Consider the following 19,327-nt stretch of genomic DNA (forward strand, 5'->3'; position numbering starts at 1 on the left):
GCTTCGCCCGCGGTCGGTTCGTTTCGACTCCGACGGTCGCGACCGACGGTGCCGTTAGAGGTAGCGGCAGGCGTTGAACGGCGAGACGGGCTTTTATCCGGTGGAGTGCGAGGAGTTCGCATGAGCGACGCCGCACTCCCCGCGCCGACCGCCGACGAGGCGCTCCACACGACGGTCGACCTCCCCTTCGAGGACGCGGTGCCGTTCGTCCAGCTCGAACACGAGCTCGCCGACTTCGAGACGGTGCGCGTTACGCGCCTCGACGAGATGATCGAGGGGATGCTCGGCCACGACGACGTCAAGCGGACGGCGCTGATCGTCGTCTGTCATCCCGAGATCGCGTACGACGCGTTGCGGATAGATCCCACGCTCGCCGGCATGCTCCCGTGTACCACCGTCGTGTACGAGCGCGCCGGCGACGACCGCGTCCACGTCCACCACGTCTCGGCGACGAAGGCGATCCGCGACCTCGGCTGCGCGTCGGCGGCCGGGGGCGACGGGGACGCCGTCGAGGAGCTGGTGGCGAAGACCGGAGAGCTGATGGCGGTCGTCTGGGAGAACATCGAGACGCACGGCCGGGCGTAGTCGCCGTCCTCGGCGGGCGCCCTCCGCTGACCGCTCCCGGGCGGCCCGCTTTCACCGGTCCAGCCGCCAGCGGATCACCGCTGCGGCGAGGAGGACGGTTCCGAACGTGACTGCCCCGGAGACGAGCGCGCCGCGCGCGCTCGTCGCCCCGGTCGCGAACGCGCTCGCGGAGGCGGAGCCGCCGACCACCGCCGCCCCGCCGGCCAGCCCGCCGAACCCGATGCAGCAGAGGCTCAGCAGACCGACCGCGGACAGCGACCCGAGAACCCCGTCGTCGCTCATCGCTCCTCTATTGCTACCGGCTCCGACCACGAATAGCTGTCGCGCCCGCCGCCCAAGCGAGGATTTAATTCCGACAGCGCGCGAGAGCGTCGTGTGGACCCGAGCCGGATCCCCGCCGAGTTCCCCGCGCCGAGCTTCCGCGGGGCGCAGGAGCAGGCCCTCGACGACATCCGCGACGCGTTCGCGGCCGGTAACCGAGTCGTGCTGGTGCGCGCGCCGACGGGCAGCGGCAAGTCGCTGCTCGCCCGCGCGATCATGGGCGCGGCCGAGACCGCGGGCGAGGCGGCCCCCAGCGAGGCGACCGGCGCCTACTACACGACCCCGCAGGTGTCGCAGATCGACGACGTCGAGGCCGACGACCTCCTCGACGACCTCGCGGTGATCCGCGGGAAGTCGAACTACGACTGCGTCCTCCCGGGCGAGCACGACACGCCCGTGAACCGCGCGCCCTGCGCGCGCCAGCAGGGGTTCGACTGCTCGATCCGACACCGCTGCCCGTACTTCTCCGACCGCGCTATCGCCTCCGGCAACCGCTTCGCGGCACAGACGTTAGCGTACTTCATGCGCACCGCCGGCTCCGAGGTGTTCCGGAAGCGCGACGTCGTCGTGATCGACGAGGCGCACGGGCTCGCGGAGTGGGCCGAGATGTACGCCACCATCGAGATCTCGCCCGAGCGTGTCCCGGTGTGGGACGACGTGGGCGTCCCCGACGTCGCGGCCGACGCCGGTCCCGAGGAGGACGCCCTCGACCGAACCGCGCGGTTCGTCGAGGCGCTCCGCGACGCCGCGATCCGAGCGAAAGACGAGCTGGTGGGTCGCCCGGAGCTCGACCGCGAGGAGGTCGCCCGCCGCGACCGACTCCAGGAGCTCATCAGCGAGCTCGGCTGGTTCTTAGAGGACTACCGCGACCCGGAGTCGCCGACCTCGTGGGTCGTCGACCAGGCGGGCGGCGAGGGGTCCCCAATCGACATCAAGCCGCTCGACCCCGCGCGGTACCTCAGACACACGGTGTGGGACCGCGGCAACCGCTTCGCGTTACTGTCGGCGACGATCCTCTCGAAGGAGGCGTTCTGTCGCGGCGTCGGCCTCGACCCCGCCGACGTCGCCCTCGTCGACGTCGAGCACACGTTCCCGCTCGCGAACCGGCCGCTGTACGACGTGACGCAGGGGTCGATGACGTACGAGCACCGCGACGAGACGACCCCGAAGATCGCGCGCCTGATCGTCCGTCTGATGGCGGAACACCCCGACGAGAAGGGGCTGATCCACGCGCACTCGTACGACATCGCCGAGCGGCTCACCGAGCGCCTCGGCGAGTTCGGCGTCGCCGCGCGCGTCAGGCGCCACGACCGACAGAACCGAGACGCCGAGCTGGAGGCGTGGAAGGCCAGTTCCGACCCGGAGGTGTTCGTCTCCGTGAAGATGGAGGAGGCGCTGGACCTGAAGGGCGAGCTCTGTCGGTGGCAGGTGGTGTGTAAGGCGCCGTACCGGAACACGAACGACTCGCGGGTCGCACGCCGGCTGGAGGACGGTCAGTGGGCGTGGTACCACCGCACGGCACTGCGCACGGTCATCCAGGCGTGCGGCCGGGTCGTCCGCGCGCCCGACGACTACGGCGCGACGTACCTCGCCGACGACTCCCTCCTCGACCTCTTCGAGCGCGCCGAGGCCGACACGCCCGACTGGTTCCGCGACCAGGTCGACGCGATGACGACCCGGTCGCTGCCGGCGTTCGATCCCGAGGCGGCGCTGGCAGGCATCGACGCGTCGCCGTCCGGCGGTGCGGGGGCGGGACGGCGGCGGAGTCGCCGTTCGGGCGGGTCAGAGAGCGGGAACGCGGGTCACTCGTCGCGCGGCGAGGGCGGCTCGGAAACCGGTGACGGCGACGCGACCGCCGACAGCGAAGCGACCGGCGACGAGTCGGTTCGGACCCGTTCCGAGCGGGACGCGGACCGACGGAAGGACCACCCGCTGTCGGACGTGTGGGGCGACGGCTGACGAGGGCTACCGCGGCGCGGCCGTCACAGCAGCGAGACGCCGTACGCGACCATGGAGCTCACCATGAGAAACGCGAAGAACAGCGCCATGATCTGTTGTCTGTCCATGCCGCCGTGTCGACCGCAGAACCGTTTAACTCCTGCGGGCGAGGGGTGGCGGCGCGCGAGTCGTATTATCACTCCCGCGCCGATCATACGCCAATATATATCGTATAAGGTGTATCAGGGCCCTCCATGAAGTAGTAACCTTCATAATCCCTCACGCGACTACTGGATATATGGCCACGAACGGGCTGTCGAGTGCGCTGACGCTGTACGGTGCGCGAACCCTGACGCTGTCGCAGGCGGCCGCACAGGCAGGGCTCAGCGAGGCCGAATTCATCGAGCAGCTCGAACGCCGCGGGATCGACGTAACCGAGTCCGAGCGCGCCGCGGCGCTCGGCCGCGAACAGCCCGCCCGCGCCGACTGAGCGTCTCCCCGTCCCCGCTGACGACGTCGACGCGCCGACCCGATTTCACGGCTCTCTTCCACGAACGATCAGTTCCGGCTCTCGCGTGGGTGGCTCTCGGAGCGAGTCGGACGCGGTCCGCGAGTAGCGTCAGTCCCGACTCGGAGCCGACTCCGCGGCCGGCTCCGTCCCCTCCGCCGGCACGAGGTGGACGTCGCCGTCGTGTTCGAAGGCGAGGACGGAGTCGGCGTCGTCGTCGACGAACGTCGGGTTCGGGACGGTCTTCGCCTCGTAGGTGACGGGGTCGAGGACCTGGATCGCGTTCTCGTCCTCGACGGTCACGACCGTCGTCTCCGCCGCGTCGTCGCGGGTGCCGAGCCGGGTTGCGTCGGGGGCCTCCCCGTCCGCGAACGCCGACGTGTACTCCGCGCCGCTCGCGAGCCGGACGCCTTGGATCCGGCCGGAGACGCCGGTGACGAGTACCGGCCCGTCGCCGTCCTCGGGGTCGACGATCTCGCCTGCCGCGTACTTCGGGAGCCGGACCGCGAAGGTGACGCGGTACACCTCGTTGCCGTCGCCGTCCTCGGTGACGAGCGTCGGGTACGACTCGAAGCTCCCGCCGAGCGACTCGGTGATCCGCGTCGCGACGTTCTGCGCGAGGCGGTTCGAGGAGAGCTTGATGTTCGGCCCGTCGTCAGTTTCGTTCACCTCCGTGATGAACGCCTCCCGGTCGCCGTCGGCCTCCTGGTCGGCGACGTACCGCTCGGCGATGTCGAGCGCCTCGGCGCGCTCGGCGGGCGTGAGGTCGCGCTCGTCGGCGCGGACCTGGACGATCCCGGCGTAGTAGCCGCCGGCGATGCGCCCGCAGCGGTCGCAGGTCCCGCGCGAGATCTTCACCGGGACCGTCACCTCCGCCGAGCGGAGCGTGCCGCGCACCACGCCGGAGAAGCGGCAGTGCATCCGCACGTTGTTCTCGTCGACCTGCTCGGGCTCGACGCCCCACTCGACGTCCGCGGCGTCGACGTGGACGCCGAGCGCCTCCGCGACCTCGTCGACGGCCACGTCGGTGTAGTCGCGCGCGCCGACGTCGCGCCACGACTCGCCGCGCCTGACGGCGCCGCAGCCGGAGCACACCAGCACCTCGATCCGGTCGGGCGCGTCGACCAAGTCGAAGTCCTCGAAGTAGCAGTCGTCACAGAGCAGCGCGTCTCGCCCGCGCGGCTCGCCCGGAAGGGGGTCGCGCCGCTCGGGGACCGGGTCGCCGCAGCGCGGACAGAACTCCCGCGACTCGCTCATTGGCGGCGGCTACGCCGAGGATCCGTTTAAACCGCGCGGACCGCCCCCGCTCTCGTCGCGGGCGCGAGCCGGTTCCGGCCGGCCGCGCGGGTCGCGACCTCCGAAATGGTTTTTCGCACGGACCGAGAACGGACGCGTATGAGCGGCAACCCCGACGACGAACGGCTCGAGGAACTGCGCGAACAGAAGATGGAGGAGCTCCGCGAGCGACAGGGCGGCGAGGGCGACGCCGCCGAGGCCCAACAGGAGGCTCAGGAGCGCGCCGAGGCCCAGCAGGAGGCGGTGTTGAAACAGCACCTGACCGACGGCGCGCGCCAGCGGCTCAACGCGGTCGAGATGTCGAAGCCGCAGTTCGGCGAGAAGGTGAAACAGCAGGTCGCCGCGCTGGCGCAGAGCGGGCGGATTCAGGGACAGATCGACGAGGACCAGATGCGCGAGCTCCTCAAGGAGCTCCAGCCCGAGCAGAAGAGCTTCGACATCCGACACCGGTAGATGGAGCTCGCGCTGCTGTACAGCGGGGGGAAAGACTCCTCGCTCGCCGCCCACCTGCTCGACCGGTTCTACGACGTCCGCTGCGTCACCGGGAGCTTCGGGCTCACGGACGACTGGGAGCACGCCGAGCGGGCGGCCGCCGAGCTCGGGTTCCCGTTCGAGCGCGTCGACCTCGACCGCGACGTGGCCGAGAGCGCCGCCGAGACCATGGTCGCCGACGGCTACCCCCGGAACGGGATCCAGCGCGTCCACGAACACGCCTTAGAGACCATCGCCGCCCTCGACGTCGACGCCATCGCGGACGGCACGCGCCGCGACGACCGCGTCCCCACGGTGTCGCGGGCGCAGGCGCAGAGTCTCGAAGACCGAAACGAGATCGACTACATCTCCCCGCTCTCCGGGTTCGGCCGCCACGCCGTCGACGCGCTCGTCGACGCCACCTTCGACGTCCAGCAGGGGCCGAGCGAGGAGGTCCCGAAGGCGGACTACGAGGACGAGCTCCGGACGCTCATCGCCGACGAGTACGGCGAAGGGACCGTCGGCGACGTGTTTCCGGATCACGACCAGACGTACGTCCACGGCCGGAACGACTGATCGGCCGGCGCGGCGATCCGTCCGCGGTCGACGGCCTCCCGCCGACCCGGAACCGCCGGAACTACTTTCGACCCCGCGGGCGTAGCGTTCGGTATGTCATCCGAACGAGTCGTCGACCTGCTCCGGACCGCGTACGCCGACGAGATCGAGACCGTGATGAACTACCAGACAAACGCGATCGTCCTCGACGGCGTCCGCGCCGAGGAGATCAAAGAGAGCCTCAAACAGGACGTCCAGGAGGAGCTCGGCCACGCCGAACAGCTCGGCCAGCGGCTCAAACAGCTCGACGCGCGTCCGCCCGGGTCCGCCGAGTTCACGGCCGGCCAGGAGTCGCTCCAGCCCCCCGCGGACTCGACGGACGTGTTGGCCGTCATCAACGGCGTGCTCGACGCCGAGGAGGACGCGATCGCGACGTACCGAGAGCTGATCGACGCCGCCGAGGAAGCCGACGACCCGGTCACCGAGGACCTCGCCGTGACGCTGCTCTCCGACGAGGAGGCCCACCGGACCGAGTTCCGCGGGTTCCAGAAGGAGTACCAGCGCGAATAGACGGGCGAGGCGCCGCGCCTCGTTGCCCCCGGAGCGCGCATCGGTGGGCACGAGCCCCGCCCCCGAAAGGATGCTTTCAAGCGGGCGCTCGCCGAAGCGACGCCCATGTACGACGGCCTCAAGGGATTCCGAGATTTCTACCCCGGCGAGCAGTCCGCTCGCCGCGAGGTGACCGACGCGATCGAGGGCGCGGCGAGCCGCCACGGCTTCCGCGAGATCGCCACCCCCGCCCTGGAGCGGACGGAGATGTACGTCGACAAGTCCGGCGAGGAGATCGTCGAGGAGCTGTACGCCTTCGACGACAAGGGCGGCCGCGGCGTCTCGATGACGCCCGAGCTCACGCCCACCGTCGCCCGGATGGTCGTCGCGAAGGGCCAGGAGCTGTCGAAGCCGATCAAGTGGATGTCCACCCGGCCGTTCTGGCGCTACGAGCAGGTCCAGCAGGGCCGCTTCCGCGAGTTCTACCAGACGAACATCGACGTGTTCGGCTCCTCGGCGCCCGAGGCCGACGCCGAGGTGCTCGCGGTCGCCGCCGACGCCCTGACGGACCTCGGACTCACCGGCGACGACTTCGAGTTCCGCGTTTCGCACCGCGACATCCTCGGCGGCCTCGTCCGTTCGCTCGCCGACGACCCCGACGCGGTCGACACCGCCGCCGCCATCCGCGCGGTCGACAAGCGCGCGAAGGTGGATGACGCCGAGTACGTCGGCCTCCTCTCCGACGCCGGGCTCGCCCGCGACACCGCGAGCGACTTCGACGACCTCATCTCGGGCGTCGAGACCGTCGACGACCTCGACGCGGTCGCCGAGGCCGGCGGCGAGGACGTGGAAGCGGCGGTCGAGAACCTCCGGAACGTGCTGGCCGCCGCGGACGACTTCGGCGCGGGCGAGTTCTGCGAGGTGTCGCTGACGACCGCCCGCGGGCTCGACTACTACACTGGCGTCGTCTTCGAGTGCTTCGACTCCACCGGCGAGGTCTCCCGCTCCGTCTTCGGCGGCGGCCGCTACGACGACCTCATCGAGAGCTTCGGCGGCCAGCCCACGCCCGCGGTCGGGGTCGCGCCCGGCCACGCCACCCTCAAGCTGCTCTGCCAGCGCGCCGGCGTCTGGCCCGACGAGGAGCTCTCGACCGACTACTACGTGCTCAGCGTGGGCGACACGCGGAGCGAGGCCGCCGCGCTCGCGGGCGACCTCCGCGCGCTCGGCGACGACGTGGTCGTCGAGCAGGACGTCTCCGACCGCTCGTTCGGCGCGCAGCTCGGCTACGCCGATTCGATCAACGCGGAGACGGTCGTCGTCGTCGGCGAGCGCGACCTGGAGAACGGCGAGTACACGGTGAAGGACATGGCGAGCGGCGACGAGACGACTGTTCCGGTCGAGGAGTTCCCGCCCGAGTCGGGGCTGCCGACCTACGAGGACTACGCGTAGCGCCGCGGCTCGCGGTCGAACGGAGGGGCGACGCGCCCGGACGCCGCGGGGCGGCGACCCGATCCCTGAACGCTTTTGAGGCGCGCGGCGGGACGGGGGAACGATGATCCCCCTCGCGACGGCGATGCCCCCCGTCGAGATCGGCCTCCGCGTGGCGGCGGGCGTGGCCCTCATCCTGATCAACGCGTACTTCGTGGCGATCGAGTTCGGCCTGACGCGCCTGCGGCAGTACCCCGAGTCGGAGATGGACACCCCCGGACTGCGGCGCGCCTGGGAGATGACCGACGACCTGGAGTTCTACCTGACCACCTGTCAGGTGTGGATCTCCGGGACGTCCATCGCCCTCGGTATCGTCGCGGAGCCGGGGCTCGCGGCGCTTTTCGCCCCGCTCTTCGAGAACACGGCGCTCGCGTCCGCCGGCGCCGGCTCCCTGTTGGGCTTCTTCCTCATCAACATGGTCCACCTGACGCACGGCGAGCAGACGCCGACGTACCTCGGCGTCGAGCGCTCGAAACAGGTGGCCGGGTACGGCTCCCGACCCCTCTACTGGTTCGCGTGGCTCATCTCCCCGCTGATCAAGTTCGGCGACTGGGTCGCGAAGGCCACCCTCGGGCTGTTCGGCGTGGAGATGACCGGCTCGTGGACCGAGGCCGAAGAGGAGGTGTTGGAGACGCGCGCGCAGCTCCGCAACCGCCTCGGCTCGATGATGGAGGAGGTCGAACTCCCCGAGGAGCGCCGCGAGGAGGTCCTCAACGCCCTCGACGTCGACGAGCTCGCCGTGCGGGAGGTGCTGACGCCGGCCGACGAGGTGATCTCGCTGTCGACGACCGCCTCCGCCGAGGAGAATCTCGACCGCATCCGGGACACCCCGCACAGCCGCTTCCCGCTCGTCGGCGACGACCTGAGCGAGTTCGAGGGGATCGTGTACGCCCCGTCGATCGTGAGCCGCTTCGACGAGCTCCGGGACGGCGACCTCACGTTCGCGGACGTCGCGGCCCCGCCGATGACGGTGTCGGCGGACGCGAGCGTCAGCGACGCCTTCGACCAGTTCCAGGCGGAGTCGCAGGAGCTCGCGCTGGTGATCGAGGACGGCGAGGTCGTCGGGCTGCTCACCGCCACCGACGCGATGGAGGCGGTGATGGGCCAGCTGGAGGACCCGTTGGATGCCGGCAACTTATAATGGAGCCGTGACGCCGGCGGCTCTGTCGCCGCCTATCCGCCGAGGAAGTCGCGCCGCACGTCCTCGTCGGCGAGCAGCACGTCGCCGCGGTCGGTGTAGCGGTTCTCGCCGTTCACCAGCACGTAGCCGCGGTCGCACCGACGGAGCGCCTCCTTCGCGTTCTGCTCGACCATCAGCACCGCCGTCCCGGCCTCGTTGATCCGGTCGATCCGGTCGAACATGTCGGCGACGAGGTCGGGGGCGAGCCCCGCCGAGGGCTCGTCGAGCAGGAGGAGGTCGGGGTCGAGCATGAGCGCCCGTCCCATCGCGACCATCTGCCGCTGGCCGCCGGAGAGCGTCCCCGCCTTCTGGTCGCTGCGCTCGCGGAGGATCGGGAACCGGTCGTAGATCGTCTCGATCTGGGCTTCGGGCACCTCGTCGAGGATGTACGCCCCCATCTCGAGGTTCTCGCGGACGCTGAGCCCGGGGAACACGTTGTCGTTCTGCGGAACGAATCCGATCCCCTCGCGGATGATCTGCTCCGGCGCGAGCCCCTGAATCGGCTCCCCCTCGAACTCGACGGTGCCGCCCATGTGGGTCGTGAGCCCGAAGACGGTCTTCATCACGGTCGACTTGCCGGCTCCGTTGGGGCCGACGATGGTGACGTACTCCTCGTCGGCGACGTCTAAGACCACGTCCGAGAGGATCTGGAGGTCGCCGTAGCCGGCGTCGAGGTCGCGGATCCTGAGGATCGCGTCGCCGTCGATCGCGTGCTCGGCGCCGGCGTCCGCCTCGGCCTCGACCGCGTCCGAGTCGACGTCGACCGCGTCGGGGTCGTGGCCGTCCGCCGCCGGGGCGTCGCCTCCGTCCGTCGCCGAGGCGGCGTCGCCGGTCGCGTTCGGTCCGTCGTCTGCGCTCATAGGTCCTCACCCAGGTACGCCTCGATGACCCGCTCGTCGTTCCGTATCTCGTCGCCGGTCCCCGCGGCGAGCACGCTGCCCTGATGCATGACGATGACGCGTTCGCAGTTGTCCATGATGACGTCCATGTCGTGTTCGACGAGCAGGAAGGTGTAGCCGTCAGCGCGCAGGTCGTGGATCCGGTCCAACAGCTTCTCTTGGAGGGTGGGGTTGACCCCGGCGAGCGGCTCGTCGAGCAACACCATCTCGGGGTCGGTCATCAGCGCGCGGGCCATCTCCAGCAGCTTACGCTGGCCGCCGGAGAGGTTCCCCGCGTGCTCGTGCGCGAGGTGGTCGATCTCGAAGAACTCCAGCGTCTCCCAGGCCCGCTCGCGGAGCTCGGTCTCCTCCGCGATCACCGCGCCGCGGAGCCCGGGCGTCACCGCCCGGATCGCGGACTCGCCGAGCTGGCCCTGCGGCGCGAGCATGAGATTCTCTAAGACGGTCATCTCGGAGAGCTCCCGGGCGATCTGGAACGTCCGGACCAGCCCCTTCCGGGCGATCTGGTGCGGCCTGAGCCCGGTGACGTCCTCGCCCTCGAAGTACACCTTCCCGGCGGTCGGCTCGTGGACGCCGGTGATGCAGTTGAACGTGGTCGACTTCCCGGCGCCGTTCGGGCCGATAAGCCCGGTCAGCGAGCCGGACTCCACCTCGAAGGAGGCGCCGTCGACGGCGGTGACGCCGCCGAACCGCTTGACCAGCCCCTCCACGCGGAGCGGGGGCGCCCCCGAGGGGACGTGTTTCGCCGCCTCCTCGACCGCGCTGTCGTTCGCCTCGGGTTCGTCGACCGTCGCGTCCGTCGCGTCGACCGTCTCGGCGACGTCGTCCGCGTCGGCGATGTCGGCCGGGTCGGGCGCGTCGCTACTCATCGGACTCACCCCCCGCGGGCCGCTCCGAGAGGTCCACCGCCGCGGCCGTCTCGATCCGGTCGCCGAGGATCCCCTCCGGCCGCCGGTGGATGATGAACACCAGGACGAGGCCGAGGAAGACGAACTGGAGCGGCGCGATGTTGTCGGTCGCGTACGCGAGGAACGTCACGGGGTCGAGCGAGACGAGCGCGTCGGCGAACGACGGCGGCGTCTCCGCGTCGATGAGCCCGCGGACGACCCCGCCGACGCGCCGCGGTCCCTCGAACAGCACCGCGGCGAAGACGATGCCGCCGAGGACCGAGCCGGTGTTCGACCCGGATCCGCCGATGATCACCGCGATGAACACGTAGAAGGTCAACAGCGGCCGGAACTGTGGGGTCGGCGAGACGTTGCCCTGGCTGCCGAACCAGAGGATGCCGGCGAGCCCCATCAGCGCGCAGCCGATGACGAACACCTTGATCTTCACGAGGTTCACGTCCTTGCCGAGCGAGTCGGCGACGAGTTCGTCTTCCCGGATCGCCTTCATCGTCCGGCCGAACGGCGAGCGGCCGAGGCGCTCCAAGACGAGGTAGAAGCCGACGAGGAAGACGGCGAGGACGGCGATGTACCCCCAGCCGATGAGGATCGGGTGCGAGATGCCGAGCCCGTCGTTCCCGAAGACGCCGAAGACGAGGTCGCCGAACGCGGTCGGCGTCCCCGCCTGTCCGTCGACGAGGAACAGGTCGCGGACGGGGTTGTCCGGCATTCCCATCCCGCGGCCGCCGCCGGTCCCGGCCCCGATCGTGTCGCGCAGGAAGTTGTCGAAGGCGCTCGACTGGAGCGACAGGCGGACGATCTCGGAGAGCCCGAGCGTCACGATGGCGAGGTAGTCGGCCTTGAGCCGGAGCGCCGGCAGGGCGGCCACCGCCCCGAGCAGCGCCGCCATCACCATCCCTGCGACGATCCCGACCGGGAGCGGCAGCCCGAGTCCGGGGGGACCGAACGCGGGGTCGGGCGACCGGACGACCATCCCCATCGTGTACACGCCGACGGCCATGAAGCCGGCGACGCCGATGTTGAAGAGGCCGGTGTACCCCCACTGGAGGTTCAAAGCGAGCGCGGTGAGCGCGTAGACGATCCCGAGGAACGTCAGCGTCTCCATGAGGCCGACGACGCTGTTGAGCCCGTTGGTGAACGTCAGCAGCGTCGCGGCCGCGTAGATGGCGAGCAGCGTCCCGACGACGAGCCCGAGGTCGCTCTCCCGGGCGGCCTCGACGACCGCCGCCGTCGCGCTCTCGGGCGCGTCGGGCGCGCCTTCGGACGGTCCGGACGCGGAGCCGTCGGGGGCGTTCGCGTCGCTCATGTGGTCGTCACCCCTCCGAAGAGCCCCTCGGGACGCAACAGCAGCATGAGGATCATCACGCCGAACGCCGCGGCCTGGTTGAAGTCCGAGGGGATCCAGATCGTCGACGTGGTGAACACGATCCCGATGACGAGGCCGCCGGCGATGGCGCCGTAGATGGAGCCGATCCCGCCTAAGATTACGGCCGCGAAGATCAACAGCAGGAGGAGCCAGCCGAAGTCGAACTGGATCGTCCCGCGGAGCAGCACGTAGAGGTAGCCGGACGCGCCCGCGAGCCCGCCGCCGATGATCCACGTGGCGGTGACGACGCGCTCGGCCGGGATCCCCGTGATGAGCGCGAGGTCCTTGTTGTCGGCCATCGCCCGCATCGCGGTCCCGAGTTTCGTGTGCTGGAGCATCCCGTGCATCGCGAGCATCAGGCCGACCGCGGCCACGAGGATGGTGAGCTCGTGCGCGTCCACCGAGAGCCCGAGCGGATCGAACGCGATGTTCGACGCGTCGACGCTGGCGGTGATCCCCCGGCGGTCGGAGCCGTAAACGAACTGGAGCAGGTAGCGGACGATCAGCGCCGCGCCGATGGAGGCGATGAGCAGCGAGATCCCGTCGCGGTCACGCATCGGCTTGTAGAACGCGCGGTCGAGCGCGACCGCGAGCAGCGCGGTGACGACGAACGCCGCGACCAGCCCCACGAGGATCGCCCCGGGCGTCGTGAGGATGTGCGCGCCGATGTCGCCCGGCGAGGCGTTGCCGGCGTCGCGGACGGTCAGGAGCGCGCGGACCGGTACCTCGCCGAACCCGGCGATGAGGAACGCGACGCCCCACCCGGAGAACGCGCCGACGCTGACGAGGTCCCCGTGCGAGAAGTTCGCGAACGAGAGGATGCTGTACGTCATCGAGAGCCCGATGCCGGCGAGCCCGATGACGAGGCCGATGACGACGCCGTTCCAGAGGTTCGAGCCGAGCCGCTCGACCGAGATCGACCCCCCGATCGGGCCGAGGCCGACCCCCGCGACCTTCGCCGCGAGGTCGACCGCGAGCAGGGCGCCGAAGAGGGCGACGATGAGGAGCCCCGGCCGGGCCCGCGCCGAGTCGACGATCGACGAGTCAGTTGTTCCCATGTGTACGTCTCACTGGCACAGGGTGGGTCTCCGAGCGGTAAATAACTCGCTGTTCGGACAAAAGTCGATACCTCGAAAGCGCCTGACAGCTGTGGCGGCCCCGGCGGAGTTCTCGGAGCCGCGCCTCGGTGGTTTTATAATCCGCGTCAGTCCCCGCCCGCGGCTCGCGCGTGGCGGCGCGCGTCCTCGGGCGACTGCCCCTCGCGCACCAGCGCCTCGACGAACAGCTCGCCGGCCTTGTACGACGACCGGACCATGGCGCCCGACGCGCAGTAGAGGAAGTCGAACTCCTCCTCGGCGACCCGCCGCCACGTGTCGAAGGCGTCCGGGTGGACGTACTCGAAGACGTCGAGGTGCGAGCGCGACGGCTGGAGGTACTGGCCGAAGGTGACCACGTCGACGCCGACCTCGCGGAGGTCGCCGAGCGTCCGGTACACCTCGTGGTCGTACTCGCCGACGCCGAGCATGAGGCTCGTCTTCGTGTGAACCTCGGACTCGCGGTCGACCCGGTCGAGGACGGCGAGCGACTGCTCGTAGCTCGCTCGGCGGTCCCGGACCGGCCACTGGAGCCGCTCGACCGTCTCGACGTTGTGCGCGATCACGTCCGGCTCCGCGTCGACGATGCGGTCGATCGCCTCGGGGTCACCCTGGAAGTCCGGGATGAGCGTCTCGACGAGGATCTCCGGGTCGCGGCGCTTGATCTCGCGGATCGTCTCCGCGAAGTGCGCCGAGCCGCCGTCCGCGAGGTCGTCGCGGTCGACGGAGGTTAAGACGACGTAGTCGAGCCCGATCTCCGCGACCGCGTCCGCGACGTTCGCCGGCTCGTCGGGGTCGAGCGGCTCCATCCCGCCCGTCTCCACGTCACAGAAGTTACAGCCGCGCGAGCAGCGGTCGCCCATCAGCATGAACGTCGCCGTGCCGGGGCCGTCCTCCCCAGACCAACATTCGCCCATGTTCGGGCAGTTCGCCTCCTCGCAGACCGTGTGGAGGTCGCGGTCGCGGAGGGCGGACTTGATCTCGGTGAACCGACTCCCGGACGGCGGGCGCGACTTCAGCCAGTCCGGCTTCCGGCGGCCGCGTTGCATGGTCGACCCTTGGCGTCCGAGCGCAAAAGCGTGCGGGTCGCGGGGGTCGCGCGCAGCGGACTCGACTCGCCCCGACGGCCCTACGCCTCCGGGACGAAGACGTTCATCGACGGCGTCTGGATCCCCTGGAACTTGTTCTTCCAGTTGTACGCGATGTTCAGCACGCGCCGCCGGTTCCCCGGGGGTCCCGTCACCACGCTCACGGAGGTCCCGTCCTCCGGGATCTCGACGCGCGTGTCCTCCCACTCGAAGCCCGCGAGCAGCTCCGAGGGGTTCTCGACCGTCACCGTCCCGCTGTTCTTGTTCACCTCGTAGAGGCGGTAGGAGTCGGTTTCGAGGAGCCGCTTGATCTCGTCGAGGTCGTCGTCGAAGTGCTCGTCGAGCGCATCGGCCGTGTGGTAGCCGCAGACGATCAGGTGCGCGAACGTCTCGACGTTGCGCGGGTTCTGCTCGGCGGCCCGCAGGTGATCGAAGTACGCCAGCTTCTCCTCGCGGTCGAGTTCGAGGATCTCCTTGACGATCCGGGCCGCCTCCCGCTCCGTCTCCGTCGCGTCCGGGTCGGCGAGCACCTCGTCGGCCCGCGACCCCGTGTTCTGTCCCCGTGACACGTCGAGGACGTTCTTGAGGTGTTTCGCGCGGTCGTACACCGCCGACTTGTACGACCAGTCGCGGACGTCGTCCGGGTAGTCGTCGAACTGCCGGAGGAGCGCCTCGCGGTCCTCGGGGAACCCGATCTCCTCGCGGAAGTCGCTCCACGCCGTGGCGCCCTCGAACAGTTCGAACTGCGTCAGGGTGTCCTGTCCGAGGTTCGCCCGCGTGCCGCCGCTCGCGACGAACTTCGCCTCGACGAACGTCTCCCCGTCGGCGGCGTCGACGATCAGGTCGCCGAGCGAGTCGTAGGAGTTGCCGGCGTGGCGCATCCCAGTCAGATCCGGGAAGTCCGCCTCGATTCGCTCGGCGAGCGACTCCGCGAGGTCGAGCCGCCCCGCCTCGACCAGCTCCTCGTCCGGCTCCTCGCCGTTCACGAGCTGCGCCGTCAGCTTCTCCGTGGCCTCGACCCAACCGCGCTCGTGTTTGCCCATGTGGTGTGTCGGTCGGAGCGTGGTGAATAAAAAGGCACGCAGGCGACGGGCCGGCGGCCTACTCGTTGACGAGCAGGAGCTTTCCGACGAACTCCCCGGCCTCTGCGCGACGGTGCGCGTCGGCCACGTCCGCGAAGGCGTACCGATCGTCGACGTGCGGCGCGATCGCGCCCTTGTCGACGAGCGCGGCCATCGTCTCGAGCTCCCGCCCGATGCGCGCTTGGCCGTCGCCCGCCAGCACCGGGTGGATGACGAGGACGACGCCCAGCTCCAGCGAGGTGGCGTGCATCGGCGACAGGTCGACGCCGTCGGCGTCGCTCGATTCCGTCGTGACCACCGAGCCGTAGGGACGGACCGCCTCGAACGCCGTGTTCAGGTGATCGTCGCCGACCGGGTCGAAGACGACGTCGAAGCCGGCGCCGTCGGCGTGTTCGTCGACGTACGACTCGACGCTGGTCCCCGTGTAATCGACTGTCGCGTCGGCGCCGAGGTCAGCCGCGAGCGACCGCTTCTCGGCGGTCGACCCGGTCGCGGTGACCGTCGCGCCGAACCAGTCGGCGAGCTGGACGCCGACGTGGCCGACGCCGCCCGTCGCGCCGTACACCAGCACGTCCTCGCCGACGTCGACGGTGGCCTTGTCGGCGAGCATCTCCCACGCGGTCAGGGCGACGACGGGGAGCGCGGCGCTGTCTTCGAGCGGGATCGACTCGGGGGCGTGCGCGAACGTCCCCGCGTGGCCGACGACGTAGTCGGCGAGCGCGCCCTGCCGCCCCGCGCCGCCGGGCATCCCGTACACCTCGTCGCCCGGCTCGAAGGCGTCGACCCCCTCGCCGACGGCGTCGACGACGCCGGCCACGTCGCAATGGAGCGTCGCCGGGAACTCCGGCGCGAAGTCGGGGATGTGGCCGCCGCGGATCTTGTAGTCGACCGGGTTGACGCTGGAGGCGACGACCTCGACGCGGACCTCGCCCGGCTCGGGGTCGGGCACCGCGACGCGGCGTCGCTCGAAGACGTCCGGACCGCCGAACTCGTCTATCACGTACGCGTCCATCTCGGAGTTCATCTCGGATCGACGTTGGCGACTCCCCGGGGAATATCCGGCGTCGGGGGAGAGCCGTGTGGGCTTTTATCGGAGAACCTATTTCATCAACTTGAGAGAATGCTACTCAATTGTTTCAATTATTGATGCTGGTGTGGTATCGTCTACTGTATCGGTAATATCGTCAAGTATTCCCGTGAGTGAATCCGGCTGAGAATCATTGGAACCGATTATCTTAGCGGTTGTCCTTACTAATACGTCAGACTGTAAACCAAACTTAGAGGCCATTTGTGTGATTATGACTTTCCCATTTAGCCGACTATAGTCTTGGTCTGTAATAGAGTTAGACACGTCATTGCGGACATCTCCAATCATTTCTGAAATCCGTTCTTTTTTGACACTTGTTACCTCATCGATCCGTTCAGATACGGCCTCTTCTGTTACCTCTTCAAACATAGTTGACTTCCCCACACCGTTAGGTCCGGCAACGACCATTAATTTAGGAACATCAGAACACTCCACAGATCGAATTTCACCGACATCGTTCAGCGAAAATTCTCTCAAGGGCATACCATGTAATAAGAAAGAGTGACAGTATTTTTAATATTTTTATACCACGTATAATACTAATCTTTATTTAGCTAATAATAATAAAATATTTTGGAAATTAATTTTATCAAAGTATATTATCAGAGGAGTTCACAAAGAAGGCGTACAACAGGAAGAGCCTAGGCCGAGATGTCAACCGTCCCGCGAATGATGACGCGAAACTTGTCAGTGAACTCTGCCTCCATCGACGGTCAGTCGCTCGGGACGAATCCCCGATTCGGCGTCACGGTTCCTGACTTCAGGGCGAGTTGACTGTCGCCCGTCCGCCGAGACGACTGTAGGCCCCGACGGACGTACCTCCATCCGACGTTCTTCGCGCCGACGTAGTCCGCGTTCCCCGTCTCACCACACGATTGGCACTCGAACTCCGAGCGCGCGATTCGGTTCCCTTCGCTCGTGTGACCGCACTCCGGGCACCGCCGACTCGTGTTCTCCGGTGACACGTACACGACACGGAGCCCCTCCGCGTCCGCTTTGGACTCTACCATGTCCACGAGCTGTCGATGCGCCCACTGGTGGAACTCCTTCACCCGAGGCGCACGGTCTCGGATGTGCCGGAGGTTCTCGAAGGCGATGTACTCGCAGTCGTATTCAAGGGCCTCGTCGATGATGTCGTTGGCGACCTCGTGAAGCGTGTTCCGGACGTGTCGCGATTCCCGCCCACTCATCTGTTGAATCGTTCGGTGCGCGGACTGTGTACCTGTCCGTTGGAGCCGACCGCGGATCCGCTCGAACTCTCGGTGTCGGTGCCGGAGTTCGTCACCGGATGCGAAGTACGCTGTCGAGGTGGTCGCGATGTTTGCGATACCGAGATCGACCCCGAGAACTGTCCTGTCCTCGGTGTCATCTCGTATCTCGGCTCGTTTCTTGGGCTTGGGTTTCCGGAACCCCAAGTGAATGTAGTACCCACCATCGCGCCGTGAGAGTGTGGATTCGGTGATCTCCCACGCCTCGCTGTCGAGGTACTGGTATTGGTATCCGTTCTCGTCGTCCGGCAGCACGAGTTCACATCGGATACGGTCTCCGACTGTAGAAAGAGAGACGGTTCCGTCGTCGAACAACGTCATCGTGCGCGTGTCGTACTTCACCGTGTCTGCCGTGAACTCCGGCCGAGAGGTGGCGTAATCCTCTTCGAGAGCTTCGATATCATCGATGCCGCTGAGTGCCGCTGCGGCTTGATGAGTGGCGAGTATCGTGTGTTGGCTCCCGAGACGTGTCTCTTCTCGCACCTCGTCGTAGGCGAGCTTTTGAAGACGTGTTTTCCGCGCTTCATTTGCTCTCCATCCGATACGACTGCTGATGTTACAGGCGCGTTTCCACTCAGAGATGGTGGTGTCGAGCAGCGTTCTCTGCTCGCTGGTGAGAGTTAGGCGAGTAATTGCGGTACGTCTCAGGTACTCGTCCGCCACGTCTCTCGATACCGCAGTATGGTACTTAGTGATTATCTCGTGTCACGGGAACTTCACTGCCCTCACCGAGTTCGCTGATCAGAACTCTTCGCGAAACGTACTCTCGAGGACGTGAAAGTGAGGAGAATAAGAAAAGCCTGAGGGGGGATTTGAACCCCCGGTCTCGTCCTTACCAAGGACGCGCTTTACCGCTAAGCTACCCAGGCACGCAACCAGTCGTTGACCGGATTCGACTTTAGGGGTTTCGATTCGTGGGCGCGGCGTCAGGGGATCGACTCCGCTTCGTCGTCCGCCGGTCAGCGGTCGGTCGCGCTGACCGCCCGCTCCGAGATGTCCGCGATGCGGTCGGCGGTCGCGTCCGGCAGCGCGCGGCCCGCTGGCGGGAACTCGCCGTCGCAGTCGGCGGCGAGGTCGCGGGCGTACGCGAGCAGTTCCTCGGGCGGGTCGCCGCCGACGGCGGTGGTGCCGGCGACGACGGCGAGTTCGAGGGCGTCTACCTCCAGGTTGCGGTCGAGTCCGGCCGCCGTCTCGGCGTCCGTGCCCTCGCGGTCGCGGAGCGTCTGGTCGCGGCCGAACGCGCGCACCACGTCGACGGCGGGGCGGGCGGCGTCGGTACACGCGAGCAGCGAGAAGCCGCGAGAGACGAGCACGTCGGCGGCGAGGATCTCCATGTCGGCGTCGATGTCGGCCGCGGCGGTCGCCGCCGTCACCCACGGCTCCTCGCGGGCCACCGTGCGAGTGAGGCGTAACCCCTCGTAGATGAGCTGCACGCCCGCGGCGCGGTCGGCCACGTCGCCGAGGTCGACGTCGGGCTCCAGCGCGCGAGCGGTGACCAGCGCCAGCACGCCGGGCGTCACCGCCGCGTCGAGGAGCCGGTCGTCGAGGGCCTCGCGGAGCTGTTCGGGTTCGACGTCCGCGAGCGCATCGCGCGCGGCGCCACGCGCTCGCGCGGCATCGTCCATTGCCGTTCGGTAGACGAGCGAA

21 protein-coding genes and 1 tRNA gene are annotated in these 19,327 nt (G+C 68.4%); 8 read left to right on the forward strand and 14 right to left on the reverse strand.

Annotated elements, in window-relative coordinates; genetic code table 11:
* Positions 1-120 precede the first annotated feature (120 nt).
* Positions 121-585 carry a DUF302 domain-containing protein gene (locus AC4NMM_RS09540; RefSeq protein WP_096394845.1) on the forward strand — a complete coding sequence of 155 codons (465 nt, stop codon included), beginning with the start codon at positions 121-123 and terminating at the stop codon, positions 583-585.
* A 51-nt stretch (positions 586-636) separates the two neighbouring features.
* Here the strand turns inward: AC4NMM_RS09540 and AC4NMM_RS09545 are convergent, their stop codons facing one another.
* Positions 637-867: a hypothetical protein gene (locus AC4NMM_RS09545; protein ID WP_096394847.1), complete on the reverse strand. Its 231-nt coding sequence runs from the start codon at positions 865-867 to the stop codon at positions 637-639.
* Positions 868-960: 93 nt separating this feature from the next.
* Here AC4NMM_RS09545 and AC4NMM_RS09550 point away from each other — a divergent pair, with 93 nt between their 5' ends.
* Entirely contained in the window at positions 961-2,865 is a 1,905-nt protein-coding gene (locus AC4NMM_RS09550) for a helicase C-terminal domain-containing protein (RefSeq protein ID WP_096394849.1), read from the forward strand.
* Between the two features lie 23 nt (positions 2,866-2,888).
* Here AC4NMM_RS09550 and AC4NMM_RS09555 read toward each other — a convergent pair whose 3' ends face one another.
* Positions 2,889-3,044: a hypothetical protein gene (locus AC4NMM_RS09555; protein WP_157745957.1), complete on the reverse strand. Its 156-nt coding sequence runs from the start codon at positions 3,042-3,044 to the stop codon at positions 2,889-2,891.
* A 98-nt stretch (positions 3,045-3,142) separates the two neighbouring features.
* Between AC4NMM_RS09555 and AC4NMM_RS09560 the strand changes: the two genes are divergently transcribed.
* Entirely contained in the window at positions 3,143-3,334 is a 192-nt protein-coding gene (locus AC4NMM_RS09560; RefSeq protein ID WP_096394851.1) for a DUF7317 family protein, read from the forward strand.
* A 129-nt stretch (positions 3,335-3,463) separates the two neighbouring features.
* Here AC4NMM_RS09560 and AC4NMM_RS09565 read toward each other — a convergent pair whose 3' ends face one another.
* Positions 3,464-4,609, reverse strand: a complete 1,146-nt coding sequence (locus AC4NMM_RS09565; protein WP_096394853.1) for a 60S ribosomal export protein NMD3 — start codon at positions 4,607-4,609, stop codon at positions 3,464-3,466.
* 138 nt (positions 4,610-4,747) lie between these two features.
* On the opposite strand from AC4NMM_RS09565, the gene AC4NMM_RS09570 reads away from it, so the two are divergent.
* From AC4NMM_RS09570 to AC4NMM_RS09590, 5 genes are all read left to right on the forward strand, one after another.
* Positions 4,748-5,101, forward strand: a complete 354-nt coding sequence (locus AC4NMM_RS09570) for a DNA-binding protein (protein ID WP_096394855.1) — start codon at positions 4,748-4,750, stop codon at positions 5,099-5,101.
* Positions 5,102-5,695, forward strand: coding sequence for a DUF7411 family protein (locus tag AC4NMM_RS09575; protein WP_096394857.1), 594 nt, complete (start codon positions 5,102-5,104; stop codon positions 5,693-5,695).
* A gap of 93 nt (positions 5,696-5,788) precedes the next feature.
* Positions 5,789-6,244 carry a DUF892 family protein gene (locus AC4NMM_RS09580; protein WP_096394859.1) on the forward strand — a complete coding sequence of 152 codons (456 nt, stop codon included), beginning with the start codon at positions 5,789-5,791 and terminating at the stop codon, positions 6,242-6,244.
* Positions 6,245-6,349: 105 nt separating this feature from the next.
* Positions 6,350-7,672: a histidine--tRNA ligase gene (gene hisS / locus AC4NMM_RS09585; RefSeq protein WP_096394861.1), complete on the forward strand. Its 1,323-nt coding sequence runs from the start codon at positions 6,350-6,352 to the stop codon at positions 7,670-7,672.
* A 103-nt stretch (positions 7,673-7,775) separates the two neighbouring features.
* Complete coding sequence (locus tag AC4NMM_RS09590; protein WP_096394863.1) at positions 7,776-8,852, forward strand: CNNM domain-containing protein; 1,077 nt, start codon at positions 7,776-7,778, stop codon at positions 8,850-8,852.
* 32 nt (positions 8,853-8,884) lie between these two features.
* On the opposite strand, the gene AC4NMM_RS09595 is transcribed toward AC4NMM_RS09590, so the two are convergent.
* From AC4NMM_RS09595 to AC4NMM_RS09645, 11 genes are all read right to left on the reverse strand, one after another.
* Positions 8,885-9,751 carry an ABC transporter ATP-binding protein gene (locus AC4NMM_RS09595; protein WP_172863957.1) on the reverse strand — a complete coding sequence of 289 codons (867 nt, stop codon included), beginning with the start codon at positions 9,749-9,751 and terminating at the stop codon, positions 8,885-8,887.
* Complete coding sequence (locus tag AC4NMM_RS09600; RefSeq protein WP_096394865.1) at positions 9,748-10,659, reverse strand: ABC transporter ATP-binding protein; 912 nt, start codon at positions 10,657-10,659, stop codon at positions 9,748-9,750. Before AC4NMM_RS09600 ends, AC4NMM_RS09595 begins: the two co-directional genes overlap by 4 nt.
* Positions 10,652-12,001, reverse strand: a complete 1,350-nt coding sequence (locus AC4NMM_RS09605) for a branched-chain amino acid ABC transporter permease (RefSeq protein ID WP_096394867.1) — start codon at positions 11,999-12,001, stop codon at positions 10,652-10,654. Before AC4NMM_RS09605 ends, AC4NMM_RS09600 begins: the two co-directional genes overlap by 8 nt.
* Entirely contained in the window at positions 11,998-13,119 is a 1,122-nt protein-coding gene (locus tag AC4NMM_RS09610; RefSeq protein WP_096394869.1) for a branched-chain amino acid ABC transporter permease, read from the reverse strand. The genes AC4NMM_RS09605 and AC4NMM_RS09610 overlap by 4 nt, the downstream gene beginning before the upstream one ends.
* Positions 13,120-13,265: 146 nt before the next feature.
* A complete protein-coding gene (lipA, locus tag AC4NMM_RS09615; protein ID WP_096394871.1) occupies positions 13,266-14,204 on the reverse strand; it encodes a lipoyl synthase in 939 nt (312 codons plus the stop codon).
* A gap of 80 nt (positions 14,205-14,284) precedes the next feature.
* Complete coding sequence (locus AC4NMM_RS09620) at positions 14,285-15,286, reverse strand: hypothetical protein (protein WP_491924164.1); 1,002 nt, start codon at positions 15,284-15,286, stop codon at positions 14,285-14,287.
* Between the two features lie 58 nt (positions 15,287-15,344).
* Complete coding sequence (locus AC4NMM_RS09625) at positions 15,345-16,349, reverse strand: zinc-binding dehydrogenase (protein ID WP_096394875.1); 1,005 nt, start codon at positions 16,347-16,349, stop codon at positions 15,345-15,347.
* 99 nt (positions 16,350-16,448) lie between these two features.
* Positions 16,449-16,895: a hypothetical protein gene (locus AC4NMM_RS09630; protein WP_157745958.1), complete on the reverse strand. Its 447-nt coding sequence runs from the start codon at positions 16,893-16,895 to the stop codon at positions 16,449-16,451.
* Positions 16,896-17,125: 230 nt separating this feature from the next.
* Entirely contained in the window at positions 17,126-18,343 is a 1,218-nt protein-coding gene (locus AC4NMM_RS09635) for an RNA-guided endonuclease InsQ/TnpB family protein (RefSeq protein ID WP_172863958.1), read from the reverse strand.
* A gap of 134 nt (positions 18,344-18,477) precedes the next feature.
* Positions 18,478-18,549: transfer RNA gene (locus AC4NMM_RS09640), tRNA-Thr, on the reverse strand.
* A gap of 90 nt (positions 18,550-18,639) precedes the next feature.
* Positions 18,640-19,305, reverse strand: coding sequence for a DUF7114 family protein (locus tag AC4NMM_RS09645; RefSeq protein WP_491924165.1), 666 nt, complete (start codon positions 19,303-19,305; stop codon positions 18,640-18,642).
* Positions 19,306-19,327 lie beyond the last annotated feature (22 nt).

It is taken from the genome of Halorubrum sp. SD41, from assembly GCF_058630335.1.